This window comes from Microcoleus sp. FACHB-68 (assembly GCF_014695715.1).
Classification (GTDB): Bacteria; Cyanobacteriota; Cyanobacteriia; order Cyanobacteriales; family Oscillatoriaceae; genus FACHB-68.
In genome coordinates this window covers 491,137-505,201 of sequence record NZ_JACJOT010000013.1, presented here as the reverse complement: position 1 = coordinate 505,201, position 14,065 = coordinate 491,137, and the positions used below count along the sequence as shown (strand labels likewise).

Sequence of the window (14,065 nt, the reverse complement as noted above, 5' to 3'; positions counted from 1 at the left end):
GGATGTCGTCACGGGGAAGAAGCAGAAACACTCTGATTCTCGGAATCTTTCTGGGAGTGGGAGCAATTGTTTGGATAGAAGCGTTTGAATTAAAGCCGGTACTCGCTTTACCGATCGTTCCTGCTGCCGATGGCACCGGCACCATTGTTACCCCTGACGGCAACCGCTTTGATATCGGGGGGGGAAAGTTATCTCAAGATGGAGCGAACCTATTCCACAGCTTGGAGCGGTTTGGCCTCAATTCAGGCCAGACTGCCAACTTTCTCTCTACCCCGGAAATTCGCAATATTTTAACTCGCGTTACCGGCGGCAATGCTTCCATCATTAATGGATTAATTCAAATCACCGGCGGCAACTCAAACTTATTTTTAATCAACCCAGCCGGCATAGTATTTGGCCCGAACGCATCTTTAAACGTGCCGGCAGCTTTCACCGCCACAACCGCTAACAGTGTCGGTTTTAATTCAGGCTGGTTTAACGCAACGGGTAACAACGACTACGCTGCCTTAGTCGGCACTCCCAGCGCCTTTACCTTCATCCCTCCCAATCCGGGCGCAATCGTCAACAGTGGCGCTCTGGGGGTAAAATCGGGCCAAAACTTAACCTTGCTCGGTGGCACTGTAATCAACACCGGCACTCTTTCTGCCCCCAAAGGTCAAATTACCGTCGCCGCAGTCCCCGGCGAAAGCACCGTACGCATTACCCAACAAGGGCATCTTCTCAGCCTGGATGTCAAACAGGATTCGGGGAACATCCAACCGACAATATCGCCAGTGCAATTGCCTCAGTTACTCACCGGCGATGGCGGAAATCACGCAACAGGTTTAACAGTCAACACGGATGGCACAGTACAGCTAAGCGGTTCCGGGCTAAAAGTACCTAATCAAGCCGGTGTGGCAATCGTAGCCGGTTCAGTGGATGTGTCAAACACTCAAGGGCAGGTTCTCTCACCGGGCGGCAATATCGACATCTTAGGCAATATAGTCGGACTAGCCGATGCCAAGATAAACGCTTCAGGCACAGTCGGTGGCGGGAATGTGCGGATCGGCGGCGATTATCAGGGAATGGGCTTAGTGCCAAATGCTGCCCATACCTATGTCAGCAGAAATTCACAGATTACGGCAGACGCCATAGCAGCCGGCAATGGGGGTCGTGTCATCGTTTGGTCTGACAAAGTCACCCGATTTTATGGCAATCTCAGTGCTCGTGGCAGCAACACTGGTGGGGACGGGGGTTTTGCTGAAATCTCAGGGAAAGAAAGCCTCGCCTTTGATGGAACAGCCGATCTGAGCGCACCGAACGGCGAGTTAGGAACTTTGGTACTAGACCCAGAAAATATCATCATTGTCGATGGCAATAACGGAGCAGATGACAACCAGTTAGACGATGGTCAAATATTGGCTACAGATCCGGGAGAAACCTACACAATTTCTCAAAATAATATTCAAAGACTTTTGCGAAATGGGGCAGTTATCTTAGAAGCGACAAACAATATCACGATTGATAGTGATTTTCAGGTAAGCGGCACCAATGGCTCACTAACTTTTACAGCAGATGCGGACAGTGATGGGAATGGGGCATTTGTGGCGCAAGGTATGCGCTTCCCAAACCCAGGAACGAACGAGATAGAGCTAAACATTTCAGCAGCGAGTATAACAATTGGCGACATTGCAACAGAGCTGAGAAGTATTAACTTCAACAGTACAGGTTCGATTGAGCTAGGCGCTGTAGACACCACCCATAACTCTGGAAATGCGGGGAATGTTACCTTGGATGCCGGTGGCAACATTAATGTCGAGTCTATTAACGCCCAAGGTGCTACTAACCAAGGGGGTAATGTTACTATCACCACCCAGCAATTTTTACGAGTGGGCGGCTCCTTTGTTGACCAAAATGGGAGAGCCGCCAGTATCTCTACTGCCGGCTCTCCGGGGGGTTCGATTACGATCAACCACGGAGGTGGCAGCACTAACCCAGTCACACCCTTTATCGTAGGAGATGCCGGCACTAACGGAACTGCCGCCAGGATTACAACTGGGGCTGACAATACAATTTTACCTACCGTAGAGTTTCGTGAAGCCTACACCTTGGGCAATATTCAGATCAATCCTTTAACCTCACAAACGCCGGAACCAACCCCGGAACCAACGCCGGCACCCATACCAACCCCAACACCAGAACCAACACCAGAACCGACACCAGAACCAACACCAGAACCAACACCAGAACCGACACCAGAACCAACACCAGAACCGACACCAGAACCGACACCAGAACCGACACCAGAACCAACACCAGAACCAACACCAGAACCAACACCAGAACCAACACCAGAACCAACACCAGAACCAACACCAGAACCAACACCAGAACCAACACCAGAACCAACACCAGAACCGACACCAGAACCAACACCAGAACCGACACCAGAACCGACACCAGAACCAACACCAACACCAGTACCGGCACCTAATCCCATACCTGTTCCGGTACCCATACCAACCCCAACACCAGTACCGGCACCCAATCCCATACCCGTTCCGGCACCCACACCAGGAACTGGTTCACTACTAACGCCCATACCGACGCCGTCACCCATTCTGACGCCGTCGCCATCAAACGGCTCAATTTCAACACCAACACCGTCGCCATCAGGCGGCTCAATTTCAACACCAACACCGTCGCCATCAAACGGCTCAATTTCAACACCAACACCGTCGCCATCAAACGGCTCAATTTCAACACCAACACCGTCGCCATCAAACGGCTCAATTTCAACACCAACACCGTCGCCATCAGGCGGCTCAATTTCAACACCAACACCGTCGCCATCAGGCGGCTCAATTTCAACACCAACACCGTCGCCATCAAACGGCTCAATTTCAACACCAACACCGTCGCCATCAGACGGCTCAATTTCAACACCAACACCGTCCCCGTCATCAGACGGCTCAATTTCAACACCAACACCGTCCCCGTCATCAGACGGCTCAATTTCAACACCAACACCGTCGCCATCAGACGGCTCAATTTCAACACCAACACCGTCGCCATCAGACGGCTCAATTTCAACACCAACACCGTCGCCATCAGACGGCTCAATTTCAACACCAACACCGTCATCAGACGGCTCAACTTCAACACCAACACCGTCATCAGACGGCTCAACTTCAACACCAACACCGTCGCCATCAGACGGCTCAATTTCAACACCAACACCGTCGCCATCAGACGGCTCAGTTTCAACACCGTCCCCGTCATCAGACGGCTCAGTTTCAACGCCGTCCCCGTCATCAGACGGCTCAATTTCAACACCGTCCCCGTCATCAGACGGCTCAGTTTCAATACCGTCCCCGTCATCAGACGGCTCAGTTTCAACACCGGCACCCTCACCAACGCCGTCACCGTCACCCAGCCGTTACTCATCTTCATCAAAAACTCAAAATTCTGCTGACAGATCAACAGGTTTACCAACAGATGCTAGACCCCTGCCACGAGTAGCAAGAGCAACAGGAGTCCCCACAGCAGAAGTGCCTGAATTTACAGGCAGTGTTAGCAACTTTTCGAGCAATATCATTTCCAAGTTCTCGGTTGCCGACTCTACTGGACAGCTCAAGAGCGATTCATTTGTCAACAAGGCTGAGTCCTTTTCTATCTCAACAGAAAACAACCTTTCTGTTTTCAAATCAGCAAATGAGCAAGCGCCGACTCTGCAAGCCACTAACCGCAGCGACATTCAAAATCTGATTGAGAAAGGCAACTTTGCTCAAGCCGTGGCAATGACTGATCGCTTTTATAGCGAAGAATTTGAGGGGTATTTAGGCCGGCAATTCCCAGTATCTTATTTGTCTTATTCAGGGATACAGAGCAAACTAAATGAGATGGCTGCCCTTACAGGAACCAAGGCAGTGGTTATCTATACCTTTGTGGAAGCCGATCAATTAAATCTGCTGCTAGTTCCCCTCACAGGCAAACCTATTTATAAAAGCGTACCGGCAGCCAATGCTAAAGTGCTGATGGAACAAGTGAGAAAACTTCAGCAACAAATTGGCGATCCGACTCAACGCCGAACCACAAGCTATTTAGCAGCATCCCAGCAACTCTATCAGTGGCTCATTGCTCCTCTAGAGGGTGAGTTGCAACAGCTAGATGTCGATACACTGATGTTTAGTATGGACACAGGGTTGCGGACATTGCCGGTAGCGGCTTTACATAACGGTCAGCAGTTTTTGGTAGAAAAATACAGTTTGAGCTTGATTCCCAGCTTGGTTTTAACCGATGATCGCTATGTAGATGTAAGAAACGCTTCAGTCCTGGCAATGGGAATGTCACAGTTTCTTGACCAACCTCCTTTGCCGGCAGTGCCGGTGGAAATCGCCTCGATCTCGGAAAATCTGTGGTCAGGACAAGCTTTTCTCAATCAAGCGTCTACTCTCGAAAATTTGCAACGAGAACGCAGAAAGCAGTCGTTTGGCATCATTCACATAGCCACTCACGGAGAGTTTAAACCGGGTGAGGTCAATAACTCGTACATCCAGTTATGGGATGAAAAGCTAGGTCTCGATGAGATGGAGCAGTTAAAATGGCATGACCCACCTGTAAATTTATTGGTGCTCAGTGCTTGCCGCACAGCCGTTGGAGATTCGCAAGCCGAACTCGGCTTTGCAGGGTTAGCGGTGCAAACCGGCGCGAGTTCGGCACTAGCAAGTATGTGGTACGCTAACGATGCCGGCACGCTAGGGCTGATGAGCGAGTTTTACAAGTCTTTGCACTCAGTCCCCATCAAGGCAGAGGCATTAAGAAGGGCGCAGATAGCAATGCTTCAGGGAGACGTGCATTTGCAAAATGGTCAGATGATGGGGAGCTTCGGGAAACTAGCGCTGCCTCCGGAACTGACCGCACTAGGGAATCGAAACTTAAAACACCCTTATTATTGGGCCGGCTTTACAATGATAGGCAGTCCTTGGTAGTAAGCAGCATGATTTTCAAAATTTGTCGAGTGGGTAATAACTGATATATGATCGTTGTGGGTTAATGCGATCAGCGAGCGCTATGGGATAGCCACTCAGGCGAATGCGAACGCTCAAACTGTGAGACTGCCGGCAAACCAACTCGTCCTTTAATTCAGGCATCTTTTTCGAGCAGCATTTTGGGGTTAGCCGGCCACAAAGCTTGCTGCTGCATCACTGCCATCCCAAGGCTTTTTAATTTGAGCATCTACAATCTAAAATCCGATGACTCTACTCATCCCCTCATACCTTTTTTCTAGTTGCGCTTAGCTAATAAACTAACAACATTATATTTATGTGGACCAAGGCTAAAAAAAAACATGGGAGTGGCGCGGTGGATTAATTATCGCCCCTAGTGTGGCAGCATTTGTAATTCTTATGCGAATGCTTGGCTTCTTCCAGCTGTTAGAATTGTCTGCTTTAGATCAATTATTTCGCCTGCGTCCCTTAGAAAAACCCGACTCACGCATTGTCATTGTTGGCATCGATGAGTCCGATTTGAAAAAAGTAGGAAAATGGCCGATTCCGGATACTGTACTGGCGCAATTGCTGAAGAAAGTGCAACAGCAGAAACCGAGAGCGATCGGTCTGGACATCTATCGAGATTTGCCGGTGGAGCCTGGTTACGGAGAATTAGTTCAGGTTTTTGAATCTACCCCAAACTTGATCGGTATCCAGAAAGTCGTTGGCTATGGACTCAATCAAACTGTCGCTCCATCGCCGCTGCTCAGTAAGTTGGGTAAAACCAGTGCCAATGATTTTCCTTGGGATGTGGATGGCAAGATCCGGCGCGGCTTTTTGTATCTAAAAGGCAAAGAAGGCAAAAATGTATATAGTTTAGGATTTAAGCTAGCTTGGCTATATCTGGAAGAAGAAGGCATTCAACCAAAGATGAAAAATGAAATTCAGATTCAGCTAGGTCAAGCAATCTTTACGCCTTTTGAAACAAATGATGGTGGATACGTGGGTGCTTCCGCTCAAGGCTATCAAATTTTGTTGAACTACCGGGGACCGCAACAAACATTTGAAACAGTGTCGCTAGCCGATGTATTGGAAAATAGAATCAAGCCAAACTTGATGCGCGATCGCATTGTCCTGATCGGCTCTACGGCAAAAAGTGTCAAAGATTACTTGCTAACTCCCTACAGTAGCAACTTAGTATCTATTCCTCAGCCAATGGCCGGCGTTGAAATTCACGCTAATATGACCAGCCAAATTATCAGCGCAGCTTTAGAGGGAAGATCACTAATAAAAACGCTGAGTGAACCCCTAGAGTGGCTGTGGATTTTGGGTTGGTCTGCGCTTGGTGCCACACTAACCTGTAAATGGAGAGATATCGACGGTGTAGCTAAAATTTCATTTCTGCGAACCGGCAGCAGAATAGTGCTCTTCAGTGGCATTCTCATCGGCTCTGGCTACATTGCTTTTGTCGGAAACTTGTGGGTTCCTGTATTTCCAGCCTTACTGACTTTGATCGGAGCTACGATTGTTAAAACAGGTTACACCCTTTGGGAAAATTTGAAACTTTCTTACAAGCAAATCGAGGAGTATTCGCGTACGCTTGAAGTAAAAGTTGAGCAGCGAACCCAGGAATTACAGACTAAAAATGAAGAACTTGATGGAACTTTGCAACAGTTGAGAGCGGCACAGAAACAGATGATCGCTCAAGAGAAATTGGCTTCTTTGGGTTCTCTCACCGCCGGAATTGCCCATGAAATTAGAAATCCTCTTAATTTTGTTACCAATTTTGCCACCATTTCTGTGGATTTGGCGCAAGAACTTAAAGAAGAAATTGAAAATCAAACAGAAAACTTAGAAGCTGAAGCTGTTGAATATATTAATGAAATTTTTACTGATTTAACAGAAAGTGTGGTTGAAATAGAAAAACAGGGCAAAAGAATCGAAAGTATTCTTTTGGGGATGATGATGCACGCTCAGCAAGAAACCGGCAAACCCGAACTGACTGCGCTGAATTCCTTATTAGCCGAATCAGTTCAACTTGCTTATCAGAGTTTCCGGGCTAATAAAGAAACTGTTGAAATTATGTTGAAACTTCAGTATGATGAGCCTTTAGGTGACTTTTACATAGTTCCTCAAGATATTAGCAAAGCTGTGGTTAATATTATCAACAATGCTTGTTATACAGTTAACCAAAAGAAGAAAGTGTTAGGCGATAAATTTACTCCAATTATTGAAATAAAAGCTATCAACTTGGAAGACCGTGCTGAAATTTACATAGGAGATAACGGTGAGGGCATTTCACAAGATATTATAGATAAAATATTTAATCCATTTTTTACAACCAAACCGCCTGGAGAGGGAACAGGTTTGGGTTTGTCTATCACGCATGAAATTATTGTCGGCCAGCATCAAGGAGAAATAAAAGTAAAAAGCGTTCTAGACTCGCATACAGAATTTATCATAGTCTTGCCAAGAAACGCGCTTGAGAGCCAAACAGTTGTTCGGTGAGAATAAAACGGGAGTAAATTATGCCACCCAAAATTTTATTTGTAGATGATGAATTGCCTTTTGAAGCCCTAATTAAACGGCATTTCAGGAAAGAAATTAGGGCAAAAATGCTGGATTTAATTTTTGCTTCTAATGGGGTAGAAGCGCTAGCCAAGTTGAAAGCAGAATCTCCTGTTGATCTCGTCGTCACCGATATCAATATGCCAGAAATGGACGGTCTAACATTGCTTGATAAAATTAATGTTTTAGATCCAACCCTCAAAACGGTGGTGCTTTCAGCTTATGGGGATATGAAAAATATTAGAACGGCGATGAATCGGGGTGCTTTTGACTTTCTCAACAAGCCCATTGATTTTCAAGACTTAGAAATTACAATTAACAGAGCTTTAGATCAGGTACGGCAAATCAGAGAAAATCAACAAAAACTGTTATCTGCTCAGACTCAACTCATCCAAAGCGAAAAAATGTCCGCCCTCGGCCAGCTCATTGCCGGTGTCGCGCACGAAATTAACAACCCAGTTGGCTATATTACCGGCAATATTGAAATTGCTGAAGAGTATCTTCAAGACTTAATTGATCTGTTAAATCTCTATCAGGAGCAGTTTCCTGATCCAGGGCCAGAAATTTCTAAGAAAATGCAGGATATTGGTCTGGATGCTTTAGTCAATGATATGCCTTTACTGATCTCATCCATGAGAGAGGGAACGGATCGCATTTGCTTGCTAAGTACGTCACTGCGAACGTTTTCTCGTTCCGATATGTCTTCTAAGGTAGCCTTTAATATCCATGATGGACTTGATAGCACCCTGCTGATTTTGAAGTACCGGCTTAAAGGGAAGATGAACCGGCCTGCTATTGAGGTGATTAAAGAATATGGGTCATTGCCGTTAGTAATGTGCTACCCCGGACAGCTCAATCAGGTGTTTATGAATATCATTGCGAATGCGATTGACGCCATTGATGAGTTTAGTGAGGAGGGATTATCGAATGAAATCAAGGAAGTTTGCCATATAGTTAAAATTCATACAGAGTTAACGGCAGATGAGAAGGGTGTTGTGATTCGGATTTCTGACAATGGGCCAGGAATCCCAGAAGATGTGCAACAGCACGTATTTGAATACTTATTCACGACAAAACCTGTCGGCAGCGGCACAGGTTTGGGATTGTCAATTAGCTATCAAATTGTGGTGGAAAAACACGGAGGAAAACTTAGTTGTGTGAGTGCACCCGGACAGGGGGCGGAATTTATTATAGAGATTCCCCTTGAGTAATGCTCCCTGAGCAATGAGATTTTTTTGAGGATTGCTCATTTCGGGTTGTTTTGGAAGTGTCCCATGAGATTCTTCCAAACTTTGTCCATCAAGTTTCTAGCCGGTTGCGAACTGCCGGCAATAAAAAACCTCGACAACCAGCTTGGGCACCGAGGCGTCAATCAAGGTTCTTTTATTATAGAGCAAGCTCTGCATTTTTTCACTATTAATTTCTAACCTCAGATAGAGGCGAAGGCTATCGTTTGAGGTTAATGAGCAGATACCTGTGGAAATCACATTGAACGGCACTTGCTATTTAAGGGCCGGCGTAAAGATGGGCCAATCCCGCTGATTTTAATAAGGTCGCGAGGATCGGCACGATCCGCTAACCCACTAAACCTTAACTTGATTCTTGGTTGTTGTCACCGGGACGCTGGGTAGCAGCCTCATTCTCTTGCGCTTCATCGGTTCTCGTAGAATCATCATCACCAAGACCGGCAACATCGCTTACCTGTGCGGGATCGGCAGCGGCATTTGTCAGTCCCTCAGTATTCGTATTGGGTTTAGTTGAAGTGCTTTTATGACTGGCGTGACCACTAGGCATAACATTTTCCTCTGATTAATTGAGTTAATACACCCAGCTTAGACTTATCAATTACAGGGCAGACTCTATCCCCAGGTGGAGATTCAAACCTCTGCCGGTGATAGATGAATGTTACCCGCTATCCCTTCAACACTCAAATTCTTGGCTTCTATATTAGGTTGAATTTTTACTGAAGAATTCGGTTATTTTAGACAATAAGAATGTTACTTAAAACTCAAATAATATTAAACAAAAGCGAAGAGTATTTTTAATTTGAATTTGAATTTATTACCGTTAATTCAGTTGTTTTTCCTGAAAGTAATATTTTTCAGGTATGATAAACTTATTCATCCTGTAGAAAAAAGCTGAACCGCTTTATTAAATTTGCTCGGTGGCCGTTATGCTCAGACAACACTTCCAAATGCTCGCCCGTTACAACACTTTAGCAAACCGCCGGTTGTATGAAGTTTGCGCTCAACTGAGTGATGCAGAACGCAAAAGTATCAGGCCGGCCTTTTTTAAAAGTATTCACGGAACACTTAACCACATTATGGTAGGTGATCGCATTTGGATGACGCGGTTTGAGGGTGGAAATATCGCTTCCACAGGTCTGAATGCGATTTTGTATGAAGATTTTGATCAGCTTTGGGAAGCGCGGGTGCTAGAAGATCAACGAATCGAGACTTTTATCTCTACTTTAACAGACGAATTTTTCAGTCGGACAATTGAATATCGAAACAATCAAGGGAATATCCATGCTGATCCGGCAAATTTATTATTGGCACACTTTTTTAATCACCAGACACATCATCGGGGACAAATTCACGATTTGTTAACGCAAACCGAAATTGCTCCGCCAGTTCTCGATATGCACCGGATTCTTCGACCCTAGCCTGACTAGGGAAATTGATCAAGATTTGAGCTTAGAGAAACAGCAAATTCTCTCGTTGTACGCTTGAGTTCAGCTCGGATTGAATGGGGAGTATTCCACAAAGCGCCAGCGTAGTGAGCTAGCACCAGTGATCGCGATTACCTCATCGATTTGAAACTCCACCAAGCGTTCGGCACCAGCAAATTCCACTGTGCGATCTGCCTCCCATATTACGCTAGCCTTGCCTGTAACCTGTATGGTGCGGCCACGTTCAAAATCGATGAACAGTAAGCCGCAAAGCGGATTTACGGAAATATTGCCGAGGGTGTTGAACATATTATTGCCAGAATAATCCGGAAATACGAGCTTACTTGCGTTCAAGATTCGGACAAAACCTGGATACCCACCCCGATGGGATGCATCGGCACCACTGTCAGGATGGAAACTGGCAATGAAAAATGTGTCTGTCTGTGCGATCCACTGCTGCTGAAAGGAAGTAAGCGTTGGTGTACGTTGGATTTCAGGCAGCACCGGCAGTTTAGTAACATCGGCAGTTAACTTTCGCGACTGGATATACTTAGGACAGTTGAAATACACCTGCTTGGTACGCAGGTAAATGCTGTTATCTGGCTGTATTTCAGCATTGCCGTTCAACCTCAAGCGCCGTCGGGTTGCCAGATCGAGCGCGAGAATGCCAATTTCATTTTGCAATAGCAGGTTTTCAGGCAATGGATCGCCAGTAACGGGTGCGGCATCAATTCTGATCATCTGCTCTGCCAGCACTTGTACAAATCCAGGTTCACCAGTCAACAGAGATGCCCAGACGCGATTGTCGGCATCGACTGTGCTGGTGATCACCAGTCGTTGAGTATGCAAGAACGCTTGTGCGGTTGGCTTAATGAGCGAGCCAATGCTCTTACCCAAGGCTTTGGCTTCTTCTTGGACGCCGGTACGAGCCTGAACCGCAAGTTCTCCAGAATGATACATGGATGTCATCGCCTGCTCCTTTCATTCGGTTAACCATTGGCGACGGGCAGACGTGACAACTAATAAACCAGGCATACCAATGTAACCTGGAAGTTGCTTTATGCGCTCACACCAAGTCACTACATGGGGATAAGCTTCTAGAGAAATCTTTCCATCTGCCCCCAGTCCAACATAGGGGAAGCAGGCGACATCTGCAATAGTTGGGCGCTCGCATTCAAGCCAAGAGCGCATTGCCAAATGTTCATTTAGAATCTGTAGTATCTGATGTGCTTTCTGTTGAGCTAGCTCCAGATTTATCTGCGCGTTGAACAGGAAATATAATCTAGCCGTGGCAAGACTGTGTTGAATCTCATTCGCCGCCACTGTCAACCACTGCACCACTTTACTCATAGATTCAGATTCCACCGGCAGCCAGTCTTCGCCGCCATAGCGCCGCCCCAGATAAACTAGAATTGCCTGAGCGTCCCGAATCACCACCTCGCCATCCGTGAGAACTGGTACTTGTCCCAACGGGTTGAGCTTGAGAAACTCTGCAGCTTTCTGCTCACCTTTGATGAGATCAACGGGCACAAGCTCATGCTCTAACCCAAGCAGCGACAGCATTAGCCGTACTTTATAGCAATTTCCCGATAACTCGTGATTGTACAGCTCGATCATTAGGCACTCCTGTAATTGTTCCGATTCTGTACCGAATGTTCGGTCTAATTGACTTTACCGAACGGTCGGTATAATGTCAATCAGACAACAGAAGTGCTAAAGATGTCCAGAAACGAACTCATCGCCCGATTGGCAAAAGTGTTTCGGCAATATGGCTATGAGGGCGCGACGCTGGCGCGACTTTCAGAAGCCACTGGGTTAGGCAAAGCCAGCCTCTATCACTATTTCCCCAAAGGCAAGGAAGAGATGGCTGCCGCCGTTCTCAATCAAATTAACGATTGCATGGAAGAAAGCGTGCTCGCACCGCTGCGCGGCAGTGGCGAGCCGGCTGAGCGAATTTGTGCCATGAGCAAAAATGTGGCTAAGTTTTACAATCATGGTCAACAAACTTGTCTTTTGGCTGTGCTGGCACTCGGAGAATCCAAAGACCTTTTTCACACTCAAATAAGATGCGCCCTTAATGTTTGGATCGATACCTTGACAACAGTTTTGATTGAGGCGGGATTCGAGCCGGCTCGTGCACGTTGCAAAGCCGAAAACACTATTTTGCAGATCCAAGGGTCTCTCGTGCTGGTGCGGGGTCTTGATGACACCGCACCCTTTGAGCGTATCATCAAGCATTTACCAGAAGAACTCTTGAAAGCCTAGTATTTACGTTCAGGTTGTCAACTTTAAGCGAACGCTCGGTTTTAGTCAGATACAGCGCTTTTAAAGCCGGTGAGGTACAGGGAATCTGTATCCCGCTCGCGCAAATTATCTCTCAAATCGGCCTCTGCAACACCTGGGGTGCGGCAACTTTCAAACTGCTATAGATGACGCTGCAATTTAATAAAAACTGTGGCAACCCCCGCGTTTCAATAACGGCTTAAATCTTTTCCCTGAACTTTGATTCAGAGAAATATTTTTCTATCACTTGTCCGAGCAATAAACCTAACCCACCAAATAAAATCCCCATACCCATAATATTCAATTGGACATTACCAAATATTGCTGTTTTGGGAGTGACTAGCATTAAGATCAGCACAGAAATTGAGGAGAGACTCCCCATGAATAACGACAACATCACGCTAGCTTTATTGAATTTATAGCCTCCTGTTTCAGAAAGCAGATAGACAATAAAGGGGATAAATACTGCGGAGACATAAGCGGCATAAAAAGAGACAATTAAATTGACAATTTCGCCTCCTTTCAAGGCAATGGCTAGACTTAACAAGACGTTGGTTGTAGTGATAAGCAGCCGATTTAAGTTAGATGCCGGCAAAAAGTTAAAGTCTAAAATTGTCTTGGTTTGCACTCGCAAGATGCTGCTGCCAACACCGAGTGCCGGTACTAATAAGGATAGAATCAAAACAATACCCAAAGGCTGGTGAATGCCACCGCCAATCCACAACAGAATAAATGGGAGGGTTTCTTTGGCATCAATGCCTGCCGGCAAAATTTCCGCAGTTTGAGCGGCAACCACAACTGAGGAAGGTAAAAAAGCAAGTAATAGTAGTACAACTGCAGCTAATAAACAGCCTTGATACAAGCTTTGCACATTTTTTGCTTGGACAAGAAATTGCTGGTACTTCATATCAATCAAAACCAGCAAAATTGTACATAGAGATACGCCGGCTAAATCTGGTGAACTGATTTGTTTGAGTGAGCCGGCAAACTTAAATGGCTGGTGTAAATATTCAGAGAAACCGTGCAGCACCCAGAGTCCATAAAGTAGTGCCAAGAAATTTAAAATTAACAATCCTCGAAATAAAAAGCCGGCTTTCTCCACCGGCAGCAAGGAAACAAGGGTAAACAAAAAAGCTAAAATAATCATACTAGAAAGCACCGGCACCCCCAAAACTTTGAGGATGAAAGCGCCTGAAATCATTTGGACGGCTTCAATCCCAATCAGGGACGCCCACGACATTAAACCCACACCAATTTTTACTGAGCTTCCATAGCGATTACCCAACAAAGTCCAGACTTGCTCAATGTTTGTCCAGTAAAACTTTGCCAGTGCTAAAAGTGCAAGTGTGCCTAAACCCAGAGAGACAGCATAAAGGCTGCCGGCGGCACCCAAAGTCAATGATTTTTCAGCCGTTCCCAGGATAAACCCCAAGCCGTAATGTGCCGATACTAGCAATGCAGCTAGGGAAAAGGCATCGAGTCTGCGGTTTTCTACCATATTCACACCCTTGTCTATAAAAAGCCTAAGCGGCGCTTAGTTTGTTTAGCCGAGTTTGCAAGTAGAGTTATTGCT

Annotated in this window: 10 protein-coding genes; 5 read left to right on the top strand and 5 right to left on the bottom strand. The window is 46.1% G+C overall.

The features are described 5' to 3' along the window. Nucleotides 1–2 precede the first annotated feature (2 nt). Entirely contained in the window at nucleotides 3–4,970 is a 4,968-nt protein-coding gene (locus tag H6F73_RS19780; RefSeq protein WP_190760473.1) for a CHAT domain-containing protein, read from the top strand. 15 nt (nucleotides 4,971–4,985) lie between these two features. Here H6F73_RS19780 and H6F73_RS19775 read toward each other — a convergent pair whose 3' ends face one another. Next, entirely contained in the window at nucleotides 4,986–5,132 is a 147-nt protein-coding gene (locus H6F73_RS19775) for a hypothetical protein (protein WP_190760472.1), read from the bottom strand. A gap of 255 nt (nucleotides 5,133–5,387) precedes the next feature. Between H6F73_RS19775 and H6F73_RS19770 the strand changes: the two genes are divergently transcribed. Both H6F73_RS19770 and H6F73_RS19765 read left to right on the top strand, forming a co-directional pair. Further along, nucleotides 5,388–7,478: a CHASE2 domain-containing protein gene (locus H6F73_RS19770; protein ID WP_190760471.1), complete on the top strand. Its 2,091-nt coding sequence runs from the start codon at nucleotides 5,388–5,390 to the stop codon at nucleotides 7,476–7,478. A gap of 20 nt (nucleotides 7,479–7,498) precedes the next feature. Then, nucleotides 7,499–8,749, top strand: coding sequence for an ATP-binding protein (locus H6F73_RS19765; protein ID WP_190760470.1), 1,251 nt, complete (start codon nucleotides 7,499–7,501; stop codon nucleotides 8,747–8,749). A 379-nt stretch (nucleotides 8,750–9,128) separates the two neighbouring features. On the opposite strand, the gene H6F73_RS19760 is transcribed toward H6F73_RS19765, so the two are convergent. Beyond that, a complete protein-coding gene (locus H6F73_RS19760) occupies nucleotides 9,129–9,332 on the bottom strand; it encodes a hypothetical protein (RefSeq protein ID WP_190760469.1) in 204 nt (67 codons plus the stop codon). A 379-nt stretch (nucleotides 9,333–9,711) separates the two neighbouring features. Here H6F73_RS19760 and H6F73_RS19755 point away from each other — a divergent pair, with 379 nt between their 5' ends. After that, entirely contained in the window at nucleotides 9,712–10,203 is a 492-nt protein-coding gene (locus tag H6F73_RS19755; RefSeq protein ID WP_190760468.1) for a DinB family protein, read from the top strand. 69 nt (nucleotides 10,204–10,272) lie between these two features. Here the strand turns inward: H6F73_RS19755 and H6F73_RS19750 are convergent, their stop codons facing one another. After that, nucleotides 10,273–11,178, bottom strand: coding sequence for a pyridoxamine 5'-phosphate oxidase family protein (locus tag H6F73_RS19750; protein WP_190760467.1), 906 nt, complete (start codon nucleotides 11,176–11,178; stop codon nucleotides 10,273–10,275). Between the two features lie 12 nt (nucleotides 11,179–11,190). Beyond that, on the bottom strand, nucleotides 11,191–11,826 hold the full coding sequence (locus H6F73_RS19745) for a glutathione S-transferase (RefSeq protein ID WP_190760466.1): 636 nt from the start codon (nucleotides 11,824–11,826) through the stop codon (nucleotides 11,191–11,193). Between the two features lie 102 nt (nucleotides 11,827–11,928). On the opposite strand from H6F73_RS19745, the gene H6F73_RS19740 reads away from it, so the two are divergent. After that, nucleotides 11,929–12,474 carry a TetR/AcrR family transcriptional regulator gene (locus H6F73_RS19740; RefSeq protein ID WP_190760465.1) on the top strand — a complete coding sequence of 182 codons (546 nt, stop codon included), beginning with the start codon at nucleotides 11,929–11,931 and terminating at the stop codon, nucleotides 12,472–12,474. Between the two features lie 217 nt (nucleotides 12,475–12,691). Here H6F73_RS19740 and H6F73_RS19735 read toward each other — a convergent pair whose 3' ends face one another. Then, the gene (locus H6F73_RS19735; RefSeq protein ID WP_190760464.1) at nucleotides 12,692–13,990 is read right to left on the bottom strand and encodes a hypothetical protein; all 1,299 of its coding nucleotides are present in this window, start codon (nucleotides 13,988–13,990) and stop codon (nucleotides 12,692–12,694) included. Nucleotides 13,991–14,065: the final 75 nt, after the last annotated feature.

Coding starts and splice junctions, on each gene's coding strand:
- H6F73_RS19750 (WP_190760467.1), bottom strand. CDS start 11,178: ATGACATCCATGTATCATTCTGGAGAACTTGCGGTTCAGGCTCGTACC.
- H6F73_RS19765 (WP_190760470.1), top strand. CDS start 7,499: ATGCCACCCAAAATTTTATTTGTAGATGATGAATTGCCTTTTGAAGCC.
- H6F73_RS19775 (WP_190760472.1), bottom strand. CDS start 5,132: ATGCCTGAATTAAAGGACGAGTTGGTTTGCCGGCAGTCTCACAGTTTG.
- H6F73_RS19780 (WP_190760473.1), top strand. CDS start 3: ATGTCGTCACGGGGAAGAAGCAGAAACACTCTGATTCTCGGAATCTTT.
- H6F73_RS19745 (WP_190760466.1), bottom strand. CDS start 11,826: ATGATCGAGCTGTACAATCACGAGTTATCGGGAAATTGCTATAAAGTA.
- H6F73_RS19740 (WP_190760465.1), top strand. CDS start 11,929: ATGTCCAGAAACGAACTCATCGCCCGATTGGCAAAAGTGTTTCGGCAA.
- H6F73_RS19770 (WP_190760471.1), top strand. CDS start 5,388: ATGCGAATGCTTGGCTTCTTCCAGCTGTTAGAATTGTCTGCTTTAGAT.
- H6F73_RS19755 (WP_190760468.1), top strand. CDS start 9,712: ATGCTCAGACAACACTTCCAAATGCTCGCCCGTTACAACACTTTAGCA.
- H6F73_RS19760 (WP_190760469.1), bottom strand. CDS start 9,332: ATGCCTAGTGGTCACGCCAGTCATAAAAGCACTTCAACTAAACCCAAT.
- H6F73_RS19735 (WP_190760464.1), bottom strand. CDS start 13,990: ATGGTAGAAAACCGCAGACTCGATGCCTTTTCCCTAGCTGCATTGCTA.